At 72.4% G+C, this 22236-nt stretch carries 16 protein-coding genes; 12 read left to right on the plus strand and 4 right to left on the minus strand.

Annotated elements, in window-relative coordinates:
• Positions 1-18 precede the first annotated feature (18 nt).
• From ACIHEI_RS05815 to ACIHEI_RS05835, 5 genes are all read left to right on the plus strand, one after another.
• Entirely contained in the window at positions 19-5028 is a 5010-nt protein-coding gene (locus ACIHEI_RS05815; protein ID WP_396605757.1) for an amino acid adenylation domain-containing protein, read from the plus strand.
• A gap of 79 nt (positions 5029-5107) precedes the next feature.
• Positions 5108-6403, plus strand: coding sequence for an MFS transporter (locus tag ACIHEI_RS05820; RefSeq protein ID WP_387858856.1), 1296 nt, complete (start codon positions 5108-5110; stop codon positions 6401-6403).
• 13 nt (positions 6404-6416) lie between these two features.
• Complete coding sequence (locus ACIHEI_RS05825) at positions 6417-7607, plus strand: ATP-grasp domain-containing protein (RefSeq protein ID WP_396605758.1); 1191 nt, start codon at positions 6417-6419, stop codon at positions 7605-7607.
• 92 nt (positions 7608-7699) lie between these two features.
• Complete coding sequence (locus tag ACIHEI_RS05830) at positions 7700-8218, plus strand: isochorismatase family cysteine hydrolase (protein WP_387636380.1); 519 nt, start codon at positions 7700-7702, stop codon at positions 8216-8218.
• Positions 8219-8534: 316 nt separating this feature from the next.
• Complete coding sequence (locus tag ACIHEI_RS05835; RefSeq protein ID WP_396605759.1) at positions 8535-9173, plus strand: class I SAM-dependent methyltransferase; 639 nt, start codon at positions 8535-8537, stop codon at positions 9171-9173.
• Positions 9174-9204: 31 nt separating this feature from the next.
• On the opposite strand, the gene ACIHEI_RS05840 is transcribed toward ACIHEI_RS05835, so the two are convergent.
• From ACIHEI_RS05840 to cynR, 3 genes are all read right to left on the minus strand, one after another.
• Positions 9205-10185 carry an alpha/beta fold hydrolase gene (locus ACIHEI_RS05840; protein WP_387636386.1) on the minus strand — a complete coding sequence of 327 codons (981 nt, stop codon included), beginning with the start codon at positions 10183-10185 and terminating at the stop codon, positions 9205-9207.
• Positions 10186-10317: 132 nt separating this feature from the next.
• Positions 10318-11616, minus strand: coding sequence for a cation:proton antiporter (locus tag ACIHEI_RS05845; protein WP_396605760.1), 1299 nt, complete (start codon positions 11614-11616; stop codon positions 10318-10320).
• Positions 11617-11807: 191 nt separating this feature from the next.
• Positions 11808-12716, minus strand: a complete 909-nt coding sequence (gene cynR / locus ACIHEI_RS05850; protein ID WP_396605761.1) for a transcriptional regulator CynR — start codon at positions 12714-12716, stop codon at positions 11808-11810.
• Between the two features lie 356 nt (positions 12717-13072).
• On the opposite strand from cynR, the gene ACIHEI_RS05855 reads away from it, so the two are divergent.
• The 6 genes from ACIHEI_RS05855 to ACIHEI_RS05880 all read left to right on the plus strand — a co-directional run bounded on the left by ACIHEI_RS05855 (position 13073) and on the right by ACIHEI_RS05880 (position 19590).
• Positions 13073-14071 (plus strand): zinc metalloprotease, encoded by a 999-nt coding sequence (locus tag ACIHEI_RS05855; protein ID WP_396605762.1) that lies wholly within the window; start codon positions 13073-13075, stop codon positions 14069-14071.
• A gap of 222 nt (positions 14072-14293) precedes the next feature.
• Entirely contained in the window at positions 14294-14884 is a 591-nt protein-coding gene (locus ACIHEI_RS05860; RefSeq protein ID WP_387636396.1) for a hypothetical protein, read from the plus strand.
• Positions 14885-15004: 120 nt separating this feature from the next.
• Positions 15005-16153 carry an N-methyl-L-tryptophan oxidase gene (solA, locus tag ACIHEI_RS05865; RefSeq protein WP_387636399.1) on the plus strand — a complete coding sequence of 383 codons (1149 nt, stop codon included), beginning with the start codon at positions 15005-15007 and terminating at the stop codon, positions 16151-16153.
• Positions 16154-16191: 38 nt separating this feature from the next.
• Positions 16192-16962, plus strand: coding sequence for a class I SAM-dependent methyltransferase (locus ACIHEI_RS05870; protein WP_392950200.1), 771 nt, complete (start codon positions 16192-16194; stop codon positions 16960-16962).
• 207 nt (positions 16963-17169) lie between these two features.
• Positions 17170-18468 carry a hypothetical protein gene (locus tag ACIHEI_RS05875; RefSeq protein ID WP_396605763.1) on the plus strand — a complete coding sequence of 433 codons (1299 nt, stop codon included), beginning with the start codon at positions 17170-17172 and terminating at the stop codon, positions 18466-18468.
• A 51-nt stretch (positions 18469-18519) separates the two neighbouring features.
• Entirely contained in the window at positions 18520-19590 is a 1071-nt protein-coding gene (locus tag ACIHEI_RS05880; RefSeq protein ID WP_396605764.1) for an SDR family oxidoreductase, read from the plus strand.
• A 106-nt stretch (positions 19591-19696) separates the two neighbouring features.
• Here ACIHEI_RS05880 and ACIHEI_RS05885 read toward each other — a convergent pair whose 3' ends face one another.
• Positions 19697-20629, minus strand: coding sequence for a MerR family transcriptional regulator (locus ACIHEI_RS05885; RefSeq protein WP_396605765.1), 933 nt, complete (start codon positions 20627-20629; stop codon positions 19697-19699).
• Between the two features lie 37 nt (positions 20630-20666).
• Here ACIHEI_RS05885 and ACIHEI_RS05890 point away from each other — a divergent pair, with 37 nt between their 5' ends.
• Positions 20667-22184: an alpha/beta hydrolase gene (locus ACIHEI_RS05890; RefSeq protein WP_396605766.1), complete on the plus strand. Its 1518-nt coding sequence runs from the start codon at positions 20667-20669 to the stop codon at positions 22182-22184.
• Positions 22185-22236 lie beyond the last annotated feature (52 nt).

A 22236-nucleotide genomic window follows, 5' to 3' on the forward strand; every position in this document is an offset into this window, starting at 1 on the left:
CACCCAGAGGAGAAGACCATGGCCCAGCACGAGACCTTCGGACAACGCAAGATCATCGCGGCGCAGCGCCCGCTGGCGACCGCCTACTGGAAGGGCCTGATCCGGCCCGGCCGGTACCGCTCCGCCTTCCCCGCCGACCTGCACCACGGCATGCCGGACGACGCGCCGCGGGTCACCGCCGACACCGCGCTCGGCGCCGAACTCGCCACCGTGCTCGACCGGTTGACCAAAGGCAGCCCGGACGCGCTGCACACCCTGCTGACCGCCGGCGTCGCCGCCCTGCTGCACCGCTACGGCGCCGGCGAGGAGCTGACGCTGGCCCAGCCGTACCCGGCGGCCGACCACGAGCCGCTCGGCGACGCCCTGCCGCTGGACCTCGCGCTGGACGCGGACACCGACCTGCGCACCGCGCTGTCCCGCACCCGGGAGGCCGTGCTCGGCGCCCTGGAGCACCGCGACTACCCGCTCGACGTGCTCGCCGCGGAGGCCGGGCTGACCGCCCCGGCCGGCGACAACCCGCTGTTCGACGTGGTGGTCCGGCTGGCGGGCCTGCACGCCGCGGCCCCGGCCGCCGGCGTCCGCTTCGACGCCCGCCGCGAGGACGACGGCCTGCACCTGACCGTGGACTGCGACGGCCGCCGCTACGAGGCCGGCACCGCGCGGCGGCTCGGCGCCCACCTGGCGCTGCTGCTGGAGCGCTGGGCCGCCGCGCCGGAGACCCCGCTCGGTGACCTGTCGCTCTTCACCGGTCGGGACGCCGCCCGGCTCGCCGAGGCCAACGCCACCGACGCGCCGTTCGAGGACGGGCCGCGCCTGCACGAGCTGTTCGAGCGTCAGGTCCGGGCCACCCCGGACGCGCCGGCCGTCGTGCTGGACGGCGAGAGCGTCAGCTACGCCGAGTTCAACGCCCGCGCCAACCGGCTGGCCCGCACCCTGGTCGCGCGGGGCGTCGGCCCGGACACCGTCGTCCCGGTGGTCGCCGAACGCTCGGTGGAGATGCTCACCGCCGTGTACGCCGTGCTCAAGGCGGGCGGCGCCTACCTGCCGGTCGACCCGTCCTACCCGGCCGAGCGGGTCCACTACCTGCTGCGCGACAGCGGCGCCGCCCTCGTCCTCGCCCGCACCGCGCACCTGGGCCTGCTGCCCGACGGCACCGCGATCGTCGACCTCGACGACCCCGCCTCGTACGCGGACGCCGACGGCGACCTGGAGAGCTTCGGCACCGCCCGCGACCTCGCCTACGTGATCTACACCTCCGGCTCCACCGGCAACCCCAAGGGCGTCGCCGTCGAACACCGCTCGGCCGTCAACCGGATCGGCTGGATGCAGCGCGCCTACCCGATCGCCCCCGGCGACGTGGTGCTGCAGAAGACCTCGATCTCCTTCGACGTCTCGGTGTGGGAGCTGTTCTGGTGGGGCCAGCGGGGCGCCGCCGTCTGCCTGCTCGCCCCCGGCGGCGAGAAGGACCCGGAGACGATCATCCGCACCGTCGAACGGCACCGGGTCAGCACCCTGCACTTCGTGCCGTCGATGCTCGCGGTCTTCCTCGACTACGCGCACGGCACCGGCGCGACCGGCGCCCTCGCCACCCTGCGGCAGGCCTTCGCCAGCGGCGAGGCGCTCCCGCCGCACCTGGCCGCCCGGTTCGCCGAGGTGCTGCCCGGCAGCCGGCTGATCAACCTGTACGGGCCGACCGAGGCCACCGTCGACGTCACCCACCACGAGGTGCACGGCCGTCCCCACCGCGTCCCGATCGGCGCGCCGATCGACAACACCCGCCTGCACGTCGTCGACCACAAGCTGCGCCCGCAGCCGATCGGCCTGCCCGGCGAGCTGTGCCTCGCCGGCACCGGCCTGGCCCGCGGCTACCTGCACCGGCCGGAGCTGACGGCGGAGAAGTTCGTCGAGCGGCCCTTCGACGGCGAGGAGCGGGTCTACCGCACCGGCGACCTGGCCCGCTGGCTGCCCGACGGCACCGTCGAGTACCTGGGCCGGATCGACAACCAGGTCAAGATCCGCGGCTTCCGGATCGAGCCCGGCGAGATCGAGGAGCAGCTGCGCCGCCACCCCGCCGTCACCGAGGCCGTGGTGGTCCCGCACCGCGGCGCGGACGGGCAGCTCCAGCTGCACGGCTACGCGGTCGCCCCGGCCGGCGGCCCCGACGAGCGCGAACTGAAGGAGCACCTGCGGGCCGCGCTGCCCGAACACCTCGTCCCGGCCCGCGTGGTGCGCCTGGACGCGCTGCCCGTCACCCCGAACGGCAAGCTCGACCGGCGCGCCCTGCCGCTGCCCGCGGACACCTTCACCGGGCCGGAGTACACCGCGCCGGGCAGCGCCACCGAGCAGCGGCTGGCCGGGATCTGGGGCGAGGTGCTGGGCCTGGAGCGGGTCGGCGTGCACGACTCGTTCTTCGCGCTCGGCGGCAACTCGATCCACTTCGTCAGCGTGCTGGCCCGCAGCCGCCGGCACGGGCTGGAGTTCACCTTCCAGGAGTTCTTCCAGCACCCGACCGTCGCCGAACTGGCCGCCCTGCTCGACCGGGAGGGCGCCGAACGCACCGGCGAGAGCCAGGAGTTCGCGCCCCTCTCGCTGATCTCCGAGGCCGACCGGGCGCTGCTGCCCGCCGACGCCCAGGACGCCTACCCGATGTCGATGCTTCAGGCCGGCCTGATCTTCCAGAGCGAGATCACCCGCGGCACCGCGCAGTACCACGACATCATCAGCTACCTGATCACCAGCCCGTTCGACGCCGGGCTGTTCGCCGAGGCGGTGCGGATCCTGGTCGAGCAGGCGCCGATCCTGCGCACCACCTTCCACCTGACCGGCTTCTCCGAGTCGCTGCAGATCGTCCGCTCCGAGGTGCCGCTGCCGCTGACCATCACCGACCTGCGCGGACGCACCCCCGACGCCCAGCAGTTCTGGTACGAGCAGTGGGTGAAGGAGGAGCGCGGCCGGCGCTTCCGCTGGGAGGAGCCGGGCCTGATCAGCCTGCACGTCCAGGTGCTGCGCGACGACCTGTACCGGTACAACATCAGCCTGCACAACTCGGCGCTGGACGGCTGGAGCATCAATCTCGTCCACACCCGGCTGTTCGACATCTACTACCGGCTGCGCGACGGCCGCCCGATGCCCGAGGCGCCCGGCGACCACCTGCGCAACCACGTCGGCCTGGAGCTTCGCGCACTGAACTCCCCGGCCGCGCGGGAGTTCTGGGCGGGCATGCTGGACGGCGCGGAGAGCACCGCGGTGCCGCGCCCGGCCGTGCCGGACAGCGAGGAGTTCGCGGTCGGCATCTGCCCGGTGCCGATCCCGGCCGAACTGTCGGCCCGGATCGTCCGCCTCGCCGACCAGCTCGGCGTCCCCGTGAAGAACGTGCTGCTCGCCGCCCACCTGCGGGTGCTCGGCCTGCTGGCCGGCCGCACCGACGTGCTCACCGGCTACGAGCACAGCGGGCGACCGGAGTTGGAGGGCGCCGACCGCTCGATCGGCATGTTCCTCAACACCGTGCCGTTCCGTGTCGAGTTGTCCGGCGGCAGCTGGGCCGAGCTGATCCGCTCGGTCTACCGGGCCGAAATCGACCTGCTGCCGCACCGCCGCTACCCGATGGCGCGGATGAAGCAGGACGCCGGCGCCCACCGGCCGCTGTTCGAGACGGTCTTCAACTTCACCCACTTCTACCTGCTGAAGGAGCTGAAGAAGCTCCCCGAGTTCGCGCTGCTGGACGTGCAGGTGCAGGCGGAGACCGAGTTCGTGCTGCGGGCCGAGTTCTCCCGGCACTTCTTCGAGGACAACGTGCGGCTCAGCCTGCACCACCACGCCGACGTGCTGAACAGCGAGCAGATCGACCGGATGGGCGGCTACTACCTCACCGTCCTCGACCTGATGACCGCCGACCCCGACGGCCCGTCCGTCACCCCGGAGCTGGCCCTCGCCCCCGAGGACCGCGAACTCCTGCCCCCGGACGCGGAGTTCGAGGCCCCCGCAGCGGTGGCCGCACCCACCACCGGCGGCCCGTCCGCCGTGCGGCGCCGGATCGCCGAGGCCTGGTCGCAGGTGCTGGGCGTGCCCGCCTCGCGGATCGGCGCCGGGGACGACTTCTTCGAACTCGGCGGCAACTCACTGGCCGCGCTGCGGGTCGGCATGCTGCTCGACGGCACCGTCTCGCTGGTCGACGTGATGCGCTACCCCGTCCTCGGCGACCTGGCCGCCGCCGCCGAACGCTCCGCCGAACAGAACGACGAGCAGCCCGGCCACCTCCAGCCGCTCACGGTGCCCGACGGCACCCCCGACGCGACGCTGATCTGCTTCCCGTACGCCGCCGGCAACGCGGCCAACTTCGTCCCGCTGGCCCGCGAACTCGCCGCCCTCGACGACCGGATCGCGGTGTACGCCGTCGAACTGCCCGGCCACGACCTGCACCGCTCCGACGAACCGTGCCTGGACGCCGCCGCCACCGGCCGCCTGGTCGCCGAGGAGATCACCCGGCACATCGACGGCCCGGTCCTGCTGTGGGGCCACTGCGGCGGCGCCTCGGTCGCCGTCGAGACCGCCCGGGAGCTGGAGCGCCGCGAGGCCGACCTGCGCCACCTGGTCATCGGCGCCAAGCTGTTCAACCCCGTCGACGACATCCACGAGGCGATCGGCATCCTGCACGGCATGTCCGACCAGGACATCGTCGACTGGCTGATCGAGCGCACCGGCTACGGCATCGACGACGGCCTGGCCATGGACCGCGCCCGCACCATCGCCACCCTGTTCCGGCACGACGTCGAATCCAGCCACCGCTACCTGCTCTCGCTGCGCGAGCAGACCGGCACCCCGCTGCGCGCGCCGATGACCTTCGTGGTCGCCCAGGACGACCGGACCACCGTCGAGTACCCGCAGCTCCACCAGGACTGGAAGCTCGTCGCCCCCGACCTGCGGCTGTGCGAACTCGACGCCGGCGGCCACTACTTCATCCGCACCAGGGCCGCCGACGCGGCCCGGATCGTCCGCGAGGCCTGGCAGCAGGCCGCGCCCACCGGCTGATCACCCCGCACCCCGGGCCGGTGCGGCACCCCGCCGCACCGGCCCCACCGCCTCACCCCTTTGAGATGAGAGATCCCCGATGAAGTCCTACCTGTCCGTCCTGCGCCTGCGGGACTACCGGCTGCTGTGGTCGGCCTCCGTGCTCAACCTGCTCGGCGACGGCGCCACCTGGACGGCACTGTCCTGGCTGGCCATCTCCAAGGCCGGCGCGGGCGCGCTGGGCGTGCTCGCCATCTGCTACACCATGCCGGTCATCGTCGGCGGCGCCTTCGTCGGCCCGCTGCTCGACCGCTTCTCCCGCAAGTTCGTGCTGATCGGCGACTCGGTGCTGCGCGGCGTCATCGTGGCCGGCGTCCCGCTGATCGCGCTCTTCGGCGACGTGCCGCTGTGGCAGCTGTACGCGGTGGCGGGCACCTACGGCCTGCTGAAGATCGTGCCGCTCGGCGCGGTGCCCACCATCGTGCCCGAGCTGGTCCCCAAGGAGCAGCTGCAGCCCGCCGCGGCGCTGGAGACCATCGCGTACGGCGCGGCCGGCTTCGCCGGTCCGGCGCTCGGCGGTGTGCTCATCCCGGTGATCGGCGGCGAGGCGGTGCTCGCCCTGGACGCGGCCAGCTACCTGCTCTTCGCGCTGGCCATCTGGGCGATCCGCGCCCCGCTCTCCCGTCCCGAACCCGCCGCCCCGGCCGCCCCCACCGCCACCGGGAAGAAGCCCAAGTCCGGAAACTGGGGCTGGGGCCCGGTGTTCGCCCTGCTCAAGCGGGACAAGGTGCTGCTGAGCATCACCGTCGGCTTCGCCCTGTTCAACTGCGCGATGGGCATGCTGCGCGTCACCAACCCGTGGCTCGCCCACAACGCGCTGCCCGGCGGCGCCGAGACCCTCGGCCTGCTGCTCGCCGCCGCCAACGGCGCCGGCCTGATCGGCTCGCTGATCGCCGGCGCGCTCAAGCCCTCCGACAAGCAGATGGGCCGGATCGGCCTGCTGCAGATCTTCGCCGGCGCCTCGCTCGGCCTGCTGCTGATCCTCAACCTGCCGGTGATTCTGATCGGCCTGGTCCTGTCCGACCTGCTCTCCGCGCCGATGACGGTCTCCTCGCAGGTGGTGCGGATGGTCCGCATCCCGGCGGAGGTCCGCGGCCGCACCATGACCTTCATGCGCACCCTGATGAACAGCACCAGCCCCGCCGGTGCCGCGCTCGCCGCCGCGCTCCTCGCCGGCAACATCTACCGCCCGACCGTGGTGATCATGACGCTGGTCGCCGCCGTCCCCGGCCTGTTCATGTGGCTGGCCTACCGGAAGACCTCCTTCTCCGAGGAGCTCGGCCTGAACAAGTCCGAGGAACCCGCCGCCGAACCCGCCCCCGCCCCCGCGCGCTGAGAGGACACCGACCATGCCCAAACTGCTGCTGGTCGGGGTCGGTGAACTCGGCCTGCCCTACCTGATCGCCGCCAAGCGGCTGCGGGCCTCCGTCGGCCTGGTGGAGACACCCGGCCGGGCGGCCCTGCTGCGCGACCTGGTCGACGAGGTCTTCCCGGTCGCCGGGACGGCCGAGGAACAGTGGTCCGAGGCCGCCCTCGGCGCCGCCGCCCGCTGGTCCCCTGACGGGGTGCTGGCGCTCGGCGAACCGCAGGTGCTGGCCGCGGCGCTCACCGCCGGGCGGCACGGCCTGCCCGGGCCGTCGCTGGGTGCCGCGGTGGTCTCCCGCAACAAGGCGCTCCAGCGGGCGGTCTTCGCCGCGGCCGGGCTCCCGCAACCCGCCTCCACCGTCACCGAACGGCTCGGCGCCGCCGCCGACTGGGCCGCCGAACGGCTGCCCGTCGTCGTCAAACCGCTCTCCTCGTCCGGCAGTTCCGGCGTCGAGCTGGTCCCGGACGCCGCCGCCTGGGCGGACGCGGTGCGCCGCCGCGACGGCGAGGGCCGGCTGCTGGTCGAATCCGCCGTCACCGGACCGGAGTTCAGCTGGGAGGGCCTGGTCCGGGACGGGCAGGTGCTGCTCGGCAACGTCACCGAGAAGGAGACCGGCCCCGCGCCGTACTTCGTCGAGGTGGCGCACCGGGTCGGCACCGCCGCCCCCGCCACCGTGGCGGCCGGTCAGCAGCTCGGCCGCCAGGTCGTCGAGGCGCTCGACATGCGCACCGGCATCGTCCACCTCGAATTCCGGCTCACCGCCGACGGCCCCGCCATCATCGAGGTCGCCGTCCGCACCCCCGGCGACTCGATCATGGACGCCGTCGGCCTGGTGCACGGCCTCGACCTGTACGAGGCCGTGGTCCGGCTCGCCCTCGGCCTGCCCACCCCGGCGGTCGAACGCGCCCGCCAACTCCGTTGCAGCGCAAGCCTGTTCCCCACCGCCACGCCCGGCCGGGTGGTCGCCGTCCACGGCGCCGCCGACGTTCGCGGCCGCCCCGGCGTCGCCCGCGTCCACGTGGGCGTCCGCCCCGGTGACACCGTCGGCCCGATCCGCTGCTCGGCCGACCGCCCCGCCGCCGTCCTGGTCGAGGCCGCCGACCCCGAATCCCTGGAGAAGGCCGTCGCCGGGGTCCGCGCCACCCTCCTCGTCGAAACGGAGCCCACCCCCTGACACCCTCTCGGCGGGGCCGGTCCCGAACCCCGGCCCCGCCCCCTTCACCCCTCGCGGCACGCGGGTGCGCCGGCACTCGCTAGAGTCACCCCGTGACTACTCAAGGACGCCTCGCCCTGATGCTCATCGACCTCCAAACCCGCATCGTCGACCTGGAGTTCAAGCCGCGCAGCGGCCGCGAGGTGGTGGCGACCGCGCGCACCCTCGCCGACGCCTACCGCACCGCCGGCGTCCCCGTCGTCGTGGTCCAGGTGCACCGCCCGGGCATCCCCGAGCAGCCCCCGGGCAGCGAACTGGTCGACGGCGTCCTCGCCGAGGGCGACCTGCTGTTCACCAAGCAGGCCATCGGCGCCTTCCACAGCGGCGAACTCGACACCCACCTGCGCGAGCGCGGCATCGACACCCTCGTCCTGGCCGGCCTGGTCACCAACATGGGTGTCGAATCCACCGCCCGCGCCGCCGTCGACCACGGCTACAAGGTCCACTTCGTCGAGGACGCCATGGCCGCCCTCACCGCCGAGGAACACGACCACGCCTTCCGCCACACCTTCCCCCGCTTCGGCACCATCACCACCGCCACCGAAGCCGCCACCCTCGCCCAGCCCTCCTGACCCACCGCCGACACCGGCCCCGCCGCGGTGGAACGGGCGGCGCGGCCGGATCGGCGAGGGCCCGCAGCCGCCCCTCCGGTTCCGCCGCCCGGGGGGGCCGCGTCGGTGCCGCCCGGGCGACTCCCCCACCGCGTGCCGCTCCGCTGCGGCAGGGCGGCCACTTGCACGGTCGGGATCCCGCTCGATCCCGCCCACCCGAGGAGGCCCCCGATGCGCCTGCCGGCCCTGACGACGACCGCCGTCGGCGCCCGGAACCGATCGCCGGCCGTTCACTGCCCCTGACCGGCAGCTTCGTCATCGCCATAGGATGCGGACCATGGACAGCACCACCCCGGCACACGACGAACCCATACCGACGGCGACGCGGCGAACCCGCTGGCAGGAGGCGGGGAACAGCGGAAACTTCGGCAAGCGGTTCGCCGAGCTCGTCTCCACCGGCGAGGACATCGACGGCGAGGCCCGACTCGCCGACACGCTCCTGCCGCGCGGCGCCCGGGTGCTCGACGCCGGGGCCGGCATGGGCCGGGTCACCGCGGCCCTGCTGCGGCGCGGGCACGACGTGGTCGCGATCGAGCCCGACGAGGCACTGGTCCGGCAGGCCCGGGAGACCTATCCCGGGCTGCCGATCCAGGAGCGCGACATCCTCGACCTCCGCCCCGACGACGGCCCGTTCGACCTGGTCGTCTGCGTCGGCAACGTCATGCTCTACCTGGCCGAGGACACCGAACGCGAGGCCCTGCGCGCCATGCGCGCCGTCCTCGCCGAGAACGGCCGCATCCTGGTCGGCTTCCACCTCCAGGACGCCCCGGCGCACGCCCGCACCTACACCCCGGCCGAGTTCGAGGCGGACCTGACGGCCGCCGGCCTGCGCGTCGACCTGCGGGCGGGCACCTACCAGCTGCACCCCGCGAACGACGCCTATGCCGTCTGGATCCTGAGCCGCGCCCAGGACTGACCCCGCTCCAGGTCTCCCGCCGCGGACCGCTTCAGGAGGGCAGGGACTCCAGCCAGTCGACCAGCAGCCGGTTGACCTCGGCGGGGCGTTCCTGCTGGATCCAGTGCCCGCAGCCGTCGAGGACGTGACAGGAGAGCAGGCCCGGCAGGGTCTCCGGGTAGGCCGCGATCGCATCGGCCATCCAGGTGGTGGAGGCGTCCAGGCCGCCGCCGGCGAACAGCGACGGCTGGGTGATGGCGACACCGTCGAAGGCGGCGAGGTCCTCCCAGTCGCGGTCCATGTTCCGGTAGCGCGCCAACCCGCCGCTCATACCGGTTCGTTCGAACTCTCCGGCGTACACGTCGAGGTCCTCCGCGCTGAGCCAGGCAGGCCGCCGGCCGACCGGGAACCGGTCCCGCAGCCGGCCGCCCCGGACCACGAAATGCGGGTCGGGCGCGTCGGCCGCAGGCATGGTGTCGGCGGACAGCGCGGCGTAGAAGCCCGCGAGCCAGCCGCGCACGTCCGGTTCGATCTCGGCCTCCGCCCGGCCCGGCTCCTGGAAGTAGGAGATGTAGAACTCCTCGTCGCCGCCCATCCGCCCGAAGATCTCGCTCGGCCTCGGCCCGCCCCGCGGGCGGTAGGGCACGCTCAGCAGTCCCACCGCGCGGAAGACGTCCGGCCTGGCCAGAGCGGAGTTCGCGGCGATGACCGAGCCCCAGTCGTGGCCGACGACCACCGCCCGCTCCTCACCCAGGGCGTGCACCACGGCGACGTTGTCCTCGACCAGGTCGGGCATCCGGTACCCGTCGATCTCCCCGGGCCTGCTGGAACGCCCGTACCCACGGACATCGACGGCGACCGCCCGGTACCCGGCCGCGGCCAGCGCCGGCAACTGGTGACGCCAGGAGTACCAGGACTCCGGAAACCCGTGCACCAGCAGAACCAGCGGCCCGGTGCCCTGCTCCACCAGGTGGATCCGGCCGGCGGGCGAGGAGACCAACCGATGGGTGACGCCTGCGGTCCCTGCTGACATGAAACCTCCCGAGATCTCGGCCCACTGCGCGCCGGATCCGTCGCCCGACGGACCAACACCGATGGTGCTGCGCACAGTTGACGGCGAACAAGCCGTGTTGCCACTTCGGCAAACCGCCCGGGCGGACACGGTTCACGCCCTGTGGGCGTCGTCGGTACCCACGGAACCGCCGACGGCGACCTGCTGGTGGGGCAGGACGGCAGTGCCGGCTGCCGCTTCGGCCGAACGGGTGAGGCGCCGGATGATCGGGTTGACGGGCAGGGTCGCGGAAACGGCGGCGACGAGCAGGATCGTGAAGAGCCGGTCGCCGATGATGCCGAGGTCGCGGCCGATCGTCAGGATGAGGACCTCGCCGAGGCCCTTGGTGTTGAGCAGTACGCCCACGGCCATCGCCTCGCGGCGCGGCACGCCGACCAGCCGGGCGCCGATCCGGACACCGGCGAACTTGCCGCCCCAGATGACGGCCAGGACCACCAGCGCCGCCGCCAGGCCCGCGAAGCCGAGTCCGCCGAGGTCCACGGACAGGCCGGTGAGCGCGAAGAACACCGGCACCAGCAGCGCCCCGGCGTTGCGCAGTGGCGCCTCGACGGCCTGCCGCAACTCCTGCGCGGCGTCGCGCGGCATGACGAGCCCGAAGGCGAACGCGCCGACCGCCGGGTGAACGCCGAGGAAGGAGGCGGTCCAGCCGGACAGCAGGACCCCGCTGCCGAGGGCCAGCAGGGTGAGCGACGGGTGCCCACCGCCGGCCGGGCGGCGGAGCAGTCGACGCAGCAGCGGGCGGACCAGGAACGCCATCCCCGCCGAGTAGCAGGCGAGTTCGACGAGGGCGAGAACGAGGTGGCGCGCGCCGTCGCCGTGCGCCGCGGGGGCGAGGCAGGCGACGGCGCACCACACGGCGAGGTCGGTGAGCGCCCCGCAGGCCGCGGCCATCGCGCCGGTCCGGGCGGCCTGGAGCCGGTTCTCCCCCACGATGCGCGCCATCACCGACAGCGCGGTGGCCGACAGCACGATGCTCAGGAACACCGTCAGCAGCACCGGGGAACCGGCCCCACCGACGAGGTGCGGCCGGCCGACCGTGAGGGCGGCCGCCAGCACCGCCGCGCAGGCGAGGGGGACCGCGACCGAGGTGACGGTGACGGCCAGCACGACGCGGACCCGTCCGTGCAGCTGCTTCAGGTCGAGCTCCCACCCGGCGGCGAACAGCGTGAAGACGATGCCCAGTTGGGCGATCCCCAGGAGGTGCACCCGGGCCTCGGGCGGGAACAGCAGGTGCGGAAGGTCGCCCGGGAACAGCCCGAGGACGCTCGGCCCGAGGATCACCCCCACCGCGATCTCACCGACCACCACCGGCTGGCGCAACCGAGTGCGCAGCGGCGACAGGAGCAGTCCGACCAGCAGGATGACCGCGACATCGGCCATCGCGGTCGTCAAGGAGCCGTCCAAGAGCGTGCGCCTTCCTGGGAGTTGGCGTGGCGTCCTGTGCGTTATCGGCACGGCCGGTTCGTCGACGTAGCGTTCCTCCCGCGCCGCAGGAGCACGACCGCCCGGCCCGCGCCCCGGCGCCACACCTTGCGCCCCTCGCGCACCTCCTCTTCAACTCCCCCTCCGCCCGGGCCGCTCGCTCACCGGGGCGGCGTGTACCCCCGGCTGCGGACGAGGTCGCGGGTGATGCGGGTGAAGGCGTGGGCGGCGACGCTCTGATAGGCGCCCTCGCGGTGCAGCAGGGTGACGGTGCGGGTGGGCAGGGGCGGGTCGAGGGGGACGGGGGCGAGGTGGGGGTGGTCGTGGGTGAGGGCGTCGGGGAGGACGGTGACCAGGTCGGTCCGTTGAACGATCTCGGTGAGCGCCTGGATGGAGTTGGCCTCGACCGAGATGCGCGGGGTGCTGCGATGGCGCGCGAAGTACTCGTCGATGTGCCCTCGGGTGGCGAAGTCGCCGGTGAGCAGCGCGAGTTGCTTGTCCTTGAGGGCCTTGACCGGTAGTGGGTCGGGCATGGCGCGGGCCCGTTCGGTGCCGGCCACCAGGGCGAGCGTCTCGGTGAACAGCGGCGTGCCGGCCAGGCCGGGGAGGTGGTCGCCGGCGAAGGCGATGCCGAGGTCGAGGTCGTCGGCGAGCAGGGCCGCCTCGATGCGGTCCTGGGTGGCCTCGGTCAGCGTGAGGTCGATACCGGGATGGCGGCTGTGCAGCTCGGCCGCGAGCGGGCCGACCAGGTACGCGATGAACGTCGGCGTGACGCCGAGGCGCAGCTGGCCGCGGCTGAGGTCCTGCACGTCGTGGACGGCGCGTTCGGCGGCGGCCAGATCGCGCAGCGCGCGCCGGGCGCGATCGGTGTAGACGGCGCCCGCGTCGGTGAGCCGCACGGTGCGGCCGCTGCGGTCCAGCAGCTGAACGCCGAGGGTCTTCTCCAGCTGCTTGATCTGCTGGGAGAGCGTGGGCTGCGAGATGTGCAGTTCTTCGGCGGCGCGGGTGAAGTTGCCCTGCTCGGCGACGGCGAGCAGGTAGCGCAGGTGACGCAGTTCGACTTGAGCCATGGGCACCACCATAGGTACCACCAATTGCTTCTGCCGCTGACGCCCCCAGGGCGCTATGCACGCTGGTCATGCCGGATCTCACGAGCGGGGAGGCGAAGGCTCGTCGGTGAGGGTCGGCGCACCCGGCGGCGGACCGCCGGTTTTCGGACAGCCGGGGGTCGGCGCCATGCCCGCGCGCGCGACGGGAAATCCCCCGTGTGCGACCGGGGCGAGCCGCTCAAACTCTCGAACTTTGTCCGATTCGTCGTCAGAATCTCGAGGCCGGAACACGCCTGACGCGGACATGCCCCTTTGCGTAGCCTTGACCCCCGGCGGCCCCCTCGACCGCCGTCCCCCACAACTCCCCAGGAGCGCAGATGCGTCGTTCCGTTCGCGTCCCCTCGCGTACCGCCGGCAGGATCCTCGGCGCCGCAGCGCTGGTCGCAGGCGTCGGCCTCGCTCAGTTCGCCGCCCCTTCCACGGCCACCACCGCACAGGCCGCGGCCTCCACCGAGTGCGCCGGGGCGGCGACCAACGACGACGCCGCGGCCCGCAAGCCCGCCGGCAACACCGTCGGCCACGACCCCAACGCCGTCACCGACGCGCAGGTCAAGACGATGGAGGCAGACCTCAACGCCCGCGTCGCCGAGCTGGCCGCCTCCGGCCAGGGCGGCGCCCTGCTCGCCCCGGGCGTGACGGCGGCCACGACCATCCCGGTGTACATGCACGTCGTCCACTCCGGGACCACCGGCAAGCTGTCGGCCACCACCATCGCCAAGCAGATCGACGTCCTCAACGCGGCCTACAGCGGCCAGGGCGCGGGCAACACCCCCAGCCAGTTCCAGTTCCAGCTGGTCTCCACCGACTACACCGACAACGCGACCTGGTACAACGGCGTCGCGCCGGGCTCCACCGCCGAGAGTGCGATGAAGAACGCGCTGCGCAAGGGCGGCGCAGGCGCCCTCAACCTGTACAGCGCCAGCCTCGGACAGTCACTGCTCGGCTGGGCGACGTTCCCGAGCAGCTACAAGTCCAGCCCGAAGGACGACGGCGTGGTCATCCTGGACACCTCGTTCCCCGGCGGCTCGGCCACCAACTACAACGAGGGCGACACCGCCACCCACGAGGTCGGCCACTGGCTCGGCCTCTACCACACCTTCCAGGGCGGCTGCGGCGGCCAGGGCGACTACGTCGCCGACACCCCGGCTGAGAAGAGCGCCGCCTACCAGTGCCCGACCGGCCGGGACACCTGCACCGCCACCGGCGTCGACCCGATCCACAACTTCATGGACTACACCTACGACTCCTGCATGACGCAGTTCACCCCCGGCCAGGTCGCCCGCATGGCCAGCTCCTGGGCCGCCTACCGGATCTGACACCCACCGCCCCGACACCGGCGGGTACGTGGCGACACCGCCACGCACCCGCCGGCACGCATGTTCCCGGATACACCCACAGCGTTCTTCGCCGCCGGGCGCGTCGACATTCTCGGGTCGCCCAACTCCCTTGTCCCACTGTCTCGTTGGCCCTCTGGTGGAACCGGCCCGGGCCGGGCACCATGGGGGCCGGTGGACGGAGTGGATCGCAGGGGGACTGCAATGCTCCAGTACTTGAGCGTGTCGGCGTCCGAACCGAACTGGCTGATCTCCGCGGCGGTCGGAGCCGTTCTCGGCGCCCTGGTGGTACCCGCGGCGAACCTCGCGCTGTACCCGGCCCGCAGGCTGCAGGCCCATCCGATGGCCGGCCATTGGTATTCCTACCATTTCAGCTACCTCTCGGGGCAGCCGGTGCTGCGCTACGGGACGATCGTCATCCGGACGGGCGTCAGGACCCGGCACGTGATCGAGCGGCACAGTTCGGCGAGTCCGATCGGCCCCGATCTCGCACTGACCCCGCCGGTGCTCAGCTATCGCGGCGGGTCTCTGATCGACGAAGCGGATCATATTGTCATGACCTTTTCCGGGAAAACCCATCGCGAAACCCTGGTGTACAGGTTTCTCAGTCGCATCCCGTCGAACGCGAGTGTCATCCCCGGCGTCTGGATGGCTTACGACCATGATTTGAACCCCGCTGCGGGCGCGGCTATCATCAGCCGCGAACCGTTGGCCGACTCGGACATCAGACGCCTTCTCGAATCCTGGGTGGTCAGCGAGGGATTCGCCCTGCACCTCCGGAAATCCCCCCGCTGAGAGTTCCACCCGCAGCAGCTCGGCCCGCTACCCGACATTCATGAAATCCCTGAAATTCATGCAATGTCCGGTCCCGACCGGTTCGGAGAATTCCGACACACGAGTGTGGAGCTGTCGAATATGACCAATTCGGTGGATGCGGACGTGATCGTCGTCGGACTCGGCGCGATGGGCAGCCAGGCCCTCTGGCAGCTCGCCCGGCGCGGGGTCGGGGCCATCGGCATCGAGCAGTTCACGCCGGGACACGACCGGGGTGCCAGCCACGGCGAGTCCCGCATCATCCGCACCGCCTACGCCGAGGGCACCGCGTACGTCCCGCTGGTGAAGCGGGCCTGGAAGCTCTGGCAGGAACTCGAGCAGACGTCCGGCCGGAGCCTGCTCGACCGGACAGGCGGCCTGATGATCGGACCGGCCGACTCCTCGGTGATCGCCGGGCCGCTGGCCTCGGCCAAGGCGCACGATCTCAAGTACGACCTGCTGTCCGCCGACGACCTGCGGCGGGACTTCCCGCAGTACCTGGTCACCGACGATCTTCGGGGCTTCTACGAGGAGGAAGCCGGGGTGCTGCGGCCCGAACTCGCGGTCACGGCGGCCGTGGACGCGGCCGTGGCGAGCGGGGCCGAGGTGTTCGACGGGACGGCCGTCCGGGAGATCGTCCCCGACCCGAGCCGCCCGCGGGTGGTGCTCGACGACCACGAACTGACGGCGCGCCACGTGGTGGTGGCGGCGGGCGGCTGGCTGCGGCAGCTGCTGCCGAGCACCGCGGGACTGATCACCGTCGAACGCAGGGTGATGGGCTGGTTCCGCGCCCAGGACCCCGCGGCATTCGCCCCCGCCCGGTTCCCGGTCTTCGTCCGCTGCGACTCCAGCGGCGACCACAACTGCTACGGCTTCCCGTCCACCGACGGCGCCACCGTCAAGGTCGGCCTGCACACCTGGCCCGGCATCTACGAGCCCACCGACCCCGCCGCCGGCCACCGCCCGCCCGACCAGCAGGACGCCGAGCGCTTCGCGGACGCGATCCGCGGCACCCTGCTCGACGTGGACCCGTACCCGGTCCGGATGACCTCCTGCATGTACTCCCTCACCCCGGACCATCACTTCCTGCTCGGCCCCCGCCGCGAACTGCCCGGCCTCACCCTGCTGGGCGGGTTCTCCGGACACGGCTTCAAGTTCGCCACCGTGATCGGCGAGATCGCCGCCGACTTCGCCTGCGACGGCTCCACCCGGCTGCCCGTCGCCCAGTTCGACCCGCACCGCTTCGCCTGACACCGACCCGAGCGCCGCACCGAGAGGGGCCGCCGTCCGTGTTCTCCGACGCCGAGTACAGCGAGCACGTGGCGGCCGCCTACGACGACGGGCAGCACCTGCCGCCGCACACCATGCGGAAGTGGGTCGACCTGTTCGTCCGGCACGCCGGCCACCCCGGCCCCCGGACGGTGCTCGACCTCGGCTGCGGAACCGGCCGGTTCACCCCACTGCTCGCCGAGGCGTTCGACGCCCTGGTGGTCGGCGTCGAACCGTCCGAACCGATGCTGACCGTCGCCCGGGCCGGCCGCTCCCACCCCCGCGTCGACTATCGCGGAGGAAACGCCGAGAGCATTCCACTGCCTGACGCCTCCTGCGACCTGACGCTGATCTTCCAGGTCGTCCAGCATTTCTCCGACCCCGCCCGGGCCGCCGCCGAGACCGCCCGCGTCACCCGGCCGGGCGGGCGCGTCCTGATCCACGGGTTCTTCGCCGGACGGGGATACCGGCGGGCCCACTCCGCGTACTTCCCGAGCGCCCACGGAATCGAGGAATCCCGCCTGCCCGGAATGGCGGAGACCATCGGCCATTTCACCGCCGCGGGCCTCCGACCCGGCGGAACCCACCGTTGGGCAATGGACCTCGCCACCAGTCGAAAAGCCTATTACGAACGGCTGAGCCACCGCGCACTCTCGATATTCCAGTACCTCTCCGAAGCGGAGATCGAATCAGGCCTGAACACCCTGCGCGCCGAGGCCGACTCCGAAACCGTCCCCCGCCCGGTGCCGCAGCCCGCCGAACTCCTGGTCCTGCACAAGCCGCACAGCTGACGAAGCCACCGGTAGCGGTCGATCAGGCCCGGCTGCCGGCCCGCCGTCGTCGACCGCACCGGAGTCCGCGAACTGCGCGACCAACTGGACCGCGCCTTCGCCCGCGCCGCCGGCGGCGACACCCTGCGCCGCTGGATCGACCGATAAATCACTCGATAGCGTGATCGGCTTGGCATTTGTCATGCCATCAGGGCAGGATCTCGACCGGTGCGCGACGACGGCCATTCCTCCCATCGCCCAAGCAGAGAGCCCAGGGTCACCATGACAATGCCGCGGCAACGGCGCGCGCGACGTATCGGCCCGGTCGATCAAGTGTTCCTGGATCTGTCCCCCGCCCTGATCGGCGGATTCATCCTGGAATTCACCGGCAGCCTTCCGGACACGGCCGCTCTGCGCGAGCAAATCCACGAGCGGGCATCGAAACTCCCCACCCTCGCCCTCACCTGCCCGGCTTCGGCGAAATCGAAATGGTGGCGCACCGCAACTCCGGCTGAATCGATCACCTTTTCCGTCCGCCCGGACATCTCCGACGAGGACGCCCTTCGGGTCGCGGTCACCGAGCTCTTCGACCGCCCGTTCCCGTCCGCACCGGCCCCGCAGTGGGACATGCACATCCTTTCTGAATACAGCCTTTCCGGGTACAGCGCGCACCGGTTCACGGTGATCTATCGCGCGAATCACGCCCTCCAGGACGGGGTCGGCATCGTCCAGCACCTCCAGGCCCTGCTGGGCGATCCGCGCGGCGAACCCGTGGGGCTCCGTCCCCGACGCCGGGCGACCGCCCGCGCGGTGATCAACATCGCCAGGGACGTCCGCGCCACCCGGGAGAGCCCGGGGACGGAAGCGGTCGAGGGCTCCCCGGCCCCGCTGCAGTGGCACTTCAGGGACATCGAACGGCCACTCCTCGCGGCCGCCGCGAGGAGCCGGGGCGTCACGGAGAACGACCTGTGCCTCACCACCCTCGCCCGCGCCGTACGGGCCGTCGGCCTGCGCCATACGACGCTGCTCGTCCCGATGTCGATCCGGCGCCCTTCCGAGCGGTACACGCCCGGCAATTTCACGGCCGGATATCTCCTCAGAATTCCGCCCGAAACTCCGCTCTCGCCACATGACGCACTCCGGAGCATCCGCGAACAGACGAGCAACGCCCGCCGCACGAACGAACGGGACACCCGACGCGCCGTTCTCTCCCTCCTGCCGAATGCACTCGCCAGGAGAGCGGCCCGGCCGGTCATCGTGAACATCGGGCTGACCGCGAGTTCCGTCTCCCTCCCGCACCTGGAAATCGGAGGAGCCCGCCTGACCGGTGCTTCCGTCGCGCACTCCGCTCCTTCCTCGCTCGCGCTCGACGCCTACGTGTCGTTCGCCACCACCGGAACAGCCGTCCGATGCTCGGTCTTCCATCGGAAGAAGCTGCCGGGCGAGCTCCTGGTCGAGACATTCCGCAACCTCTTCCTCGAAATGCATCAGCACGAACCGAGTCCCGAATTACGCCTCGGCACGTGACGGCGCGAAGCCGTGACAACGAACGAAAACGAAAGAAGTGGAGCACCCTTCATGCGACCCGTCGCCCTGGTCACCGGGATCTCAGGAGTCCTCGGCTCGGCCGTCATTCCGGCCATGGCCCAGTCGTTCGACATCGTGGCCCTGACCGGACGCCGCCCGGTCGACCTGCCGTGCCGGCAGGTCGGCATCGACCTTCGGGCTCCGCAGCTGGGTCTGGACACCCCCACCTTCAAGGAACTCGCCCAACAGGCCGACGTGATCGTCCACTTGGCCGGCAACGTCCGCTACACGGCGTCCGCCGACGACCTGCACGCGGTCAACGAGGGCGGCGCGGCGGAGATGGTCGCACTCGCCGAGACGGCCGGCAGCCCGCTGCTCTACGCCTCGACGGCCTTCGCCGGGCGTCACACGCAGGCCGCCAGGGAGGACATGGTCGGCGCGGTGTGCTCCTCACGGCCGTCCGCCTACCACCGGTCGAAGGCCGCCGCCGACGACCGGATCCGGTCCTGCACGCAGCCCTGGTCGATCATCCGCCCCTCGATCATCATGGGCGACTCCCTGGACGGGGCGATGCCCGAGCTGCAGAACATGCACCGGATCATGATGTTCATCGCCTCCGGACTGCCCGCGGTCTTCGGCCGGCCCGAACAGCGGGTGGACATGGTCCCGCGCGACCACGTGGCGGCAGCCGTCAACGCACTGGCCCGCCTGGCCGTGGAAGGGTCGCCGCTCCCCCGCGAGTACTGGGCCACGGCCGGCCCGTCCGCCCTCACCGTCGCCGAGTGGGTCGACGCCCTCGGCGCCACGATGACCGCCGCCGGTCTGCCGTTCCAACGCCCCGCCCTCCTGGACCCGTTCACCACCGAGCTGACGGCCTACCCGCAATGGGAGACCACCCGCCGGTCCGTGCGCCGGGCGCTCGGCAACCTCTACGTCAGCGCGCTCGCACTCGGCGACGGCGAGAGCTTCCCGGCCTCCGCACTGCCCGCGAGCCACCGGGTACCGGAGATCGACAAGGCGGCCGCCCGCTCCCTCTTCGCGAACGACATTGCGTGGCTGCTCCAGAAGCACGTCGTCCCCGGCCCCCGGAAGCACGCCACCAGCCCGAACCCGGTGGCATAGGCACGGTCAAACCTCCGGACGGCCGGCGGGACCGGACAAGGCAGCGCCCACCCCGCCCCGCGACTCCCACGGGGCGGACACACCATCACCCCCCGGCCAACCGCCTTCAGTTCGCGGCGAGTTGCGCGGCCAGCGCGGAGCTGAGCCAGGTGTTCGCGGCGCCGAGAGTGGGGCCCGGGGTCAGTTCGCCCGCGAGTGCCCAGTAGCGGCGTATGGCGGGGTGGTCGCCCACCGCCAGGTGACGGCCGAGTTCGCGGCGGTAGTCGAGGGTGTCGCGGCGGTCGTTCGCCCGGGCGTGGGCGGTGACGAAGCAGTCCAGGGCCTCGCCCGGGGCGGGGCCGCGACCGGCGAGCAGGGCGGGCGCGGCAAGGTCGTAGGCCTCGCGCAGGCCGTCGTAGAGCATGTCCGGCCGTGGCGGCGAGGGCCGGTGTTCCGCGAGGCACGCGTCGTTCATGGCCGCGGTCAGTTCGTGCAGCCGGGCGAAGGCCAGCACGTGTGCCGGCGAGGGTTGCTCCGGCAGCGGCGGCACCGCCGCCTCCACGATGGCGGCCACCAGCCGGGCGGGGAGCCGCACCGGCAGCAGCCCGCGCCAGTAGCGGGCCAGGGTCTCCGTGCTGGGAGGTGTGCCGAGCGCGCCGACCAGACGCAGGAGTTCGGCGCGCTCCGCGGCCGCGGCCTCGTGCAGCAGCCGCAGTGCCGCCTCCCGCCAGCGCAGCGCGGCAAGTTCGGCACCGAGGCTGTCCAGCTGCCTGGCCACGACGGCCTCGAGGCCATCGTCGAAGCCGTCCCCGTCCCCGTCCTCGCCCGTCTCCTTCTCGACCACACGGGCGATTTCCGGCAGCGGCACGTCCAGCGCGCGCAGCGAGCGGATCAGCCGCAACCGCTCCAGCGCCTGCGGGACGTAACGGCGGTGTCCGCCGCCGCTGCGGCCGGCCTCGGGGAGCAGGCCCTGTTCCGAGTAGAAACGCACTGCCTTCACGCTCACCCGGGCGCGCTCGGCGAGCTCACCGATGGTCAACAGATTGTGCGGCAGCACCACTTGAACCTCCCGTTAGGGGAGTTCCTACCGTACCCGCATGCGAAGCGATCATGAGATTCGGACCGCGTTCATCCTGGCCTCCGGCCCATTCACGGGCGGGCCGCTGTGGGACCGGGTGGGCGAGAAACTGCGCGAGGCGGGCGCCGAGGTGCACGCCGCGGCACTGACCGGCACGGGCGGCGGCACGGCGCCCGCAGGCGGGACGGGCCTGGAGACCCACATCGCCGACGTGGTGCGGCTGATCGACGGGGTCACCGCACCGAAGGTGGTGCTCGTCGGCCACGACTACGCCATCCACCCGGTGCTCGGCGCGGCGCAGCACCGCGTGGAGCGGGTCACCCGGATCGTCTACCTGGACTCCGGGCTGCCGCAGGACGGCGACCTTCCCCTCGCCCTGGTGCCCGACACCGACGTGCAGGCGCTGCTGCGCGAGCAGCCGGACGCGACCGTACCCGCGCCCGCGCCCGACCAGTGGCAGAGGTGGGGCAACACGACCGGCCTGTCGCCGGCCGACCTGGAGCGGCTGTCCTCGCTCGCCGCCCCGCAGCCGGGCCGGACGCTGACCGAGCCGCTGCGGCTGACCGGCGCGCTGAAAGACGTGCCGACCAGCGGCATCCTGTGCACGGCGAGCGGGTTCACCATCGAGGCCGTGCAGCAACTGGTGACGTCGGGCATGCCGCAGTTCCAGTCCCTCGCCGAGCCGGGCGTGGGCTTCTTCGAACTGGCGACGGGCCACTGGCCGATGCTCTCCCGCCCCGACGAACTGGCCACGACCCTGCTGCGCGCCGCCGCCGGAGAGGGCCACCGGCTCACCCCGGCGAACATCACGCCGTTCCACGAGCGTCCGTTCCTGCTCGACGCACCGGTGGCGGCACGGGAACGCACCGGGCGTCTGGACCTCCATCTGCCCGGCCCGGCCGACGACGACGGCCCCCGCCCGGCGATCCTCTTCGTGCACGGCGGCCCGCTACCGCGCGACATGGTGCCCGAGCCCCGCGACTGGCCGCTCTACGTCGGCTACGCCCGGCTCGCGGCGAGCCAGGGCGTGATCGGCGCGGTCGTCGCCCACCGGCTCCACGCGACGTCCGACTACCCGACAGCCGCGGCGGACATCGCCGAGGCACTGCGGGTACTGCGAGCGGATCCGCGCGTCGACGCGGACCGGATCGCCCTGTGGACCTTCTCCGGCGGAGGCCTGCTGATGTCCGACCACCTGGCCGCTCCCCCGCCCTGGCTGCGCTGCGTCGCCGCCACCTACCCGGTCCTGGCCCCACTGACCGGCTGGATCGGCGTCGACCCGCGCTTCGCCCCTGCCGCGGTGCTGCCGAAGGCAGGCCGACTGCCGGTCGTGCTGACCCGGGTGGGGCTCGAGGCACCGGAAATCGCCGCGACAGTCACCGCGTTCCTGGCAGCCGCCGACGAGTGCGGCGCGGCACTGGAACTCGTGGACGTACCGCACGCGATGCACGGCTTCGACGTGCACGACCCCACGGACGAGACCCGGGAGGCCGTACGGCACGCACTGTCCGCCGTCCTCACACACCTCCGCGCCTGACCGAACGCCCGCGTTGAGCGGTGTGGGCGGGAACGGGGGATCCGTGTTCGAC

It is taken from the genome of Kitasatospora sp. NPDC051984 (assembly GCF_044593455.1).
Classification (GTDB): domain Bacteria; phylum Actinomycetota; class Actinomycetes; order Streptomycetales; family Streptomycetaceae; genus Kitasatospora.

What these genes read in the sequence shown, in the direction of transcription:
- ACIHEI_RS05815 (WP_396605757.1), top strand. Translation starts at nt 19, where the DNA reads ATGGCCCAGCACGAGACCTTCGGACAACGCAAGATCATCGCGGCGCAG.
- ACIHEI_RS05820 (WP_387858856.1), top strand. Translation starts at nt 5,108, where the DNA reads ATGAAGTCCTACCTGTCCGTCCTGCGCCTGCGGGACTACCGGCTGCTG.
- ACIHEI_RS05825 (WP_396605758.1), top strand. Translation starts at nt 6,417, where the DNA reads ATGCCCAAACTGCTGCTGGTCGGGGTCGGTGAACTCGGCCTGCCCTAC.
- ACIHEI_RS05835 (WP_396605759.1), top strand. Translation starts at nt 8,535, where the DNA reads ATGGACAGCACCACCCCGGCACACGACGAACCCATACCGACGGCGACG.
- ACIHEI_RS05840 (WP_387636386.1), bottom strand. Translation starts at nt 10,185, where the DNA reads ATGTCAGCAGGGACCGCAGGCGTCACCCATCGGTTGGTCTCCTCGCCC.
- cynR (WP_396605761.1), bottom strand. Translation starts at nt 12,716, where the DNA reads ATGGCTCAAGTCGAACTGCGTCACCTGCGCTACCTGCTCGCCGTCGCC.
- ACIHEI_RS05855 (WP_396605762.1), top strand. Translation starts at nt 13,073, where the DNA reads ATGCGTCGTTCCGTTCGCGTCCCCTCGCGTACCGCCGGCAGGATCCTC.
- ACIHEI_RS05860 (WP_387636396.1), top strand. Translation starts at nt 14,294, where the DNA reads ATGCTCCAGTACTTGAGCGTGTCGGCGTCCGAACCGAACTGGCTGATC.
- solA (WP_387636399.1), top strand. Translation starts at nt 15,005, where the DNA reads ATGACCAATTCGGTGGATGCGGACGTGATCGTCGTCGGACTCGGCGCG.
- ACIHEI_RS05880 (WP_396605764.1), top strand. Translation starts at nt 18,520, where the DNA reads ATGCGACCCGTCGCCCTGGTCACCGGGATCTCAGGAGTCCTCGGCTCG.
- ACIHEI_RS05890 (WP_396605766.1), top strand. Translation starts at nt 20,667, where the DNA reads ATGCGAAGCGATCATGAGATTCGGACCGCGTTCATCCTGGCCTCCGGC.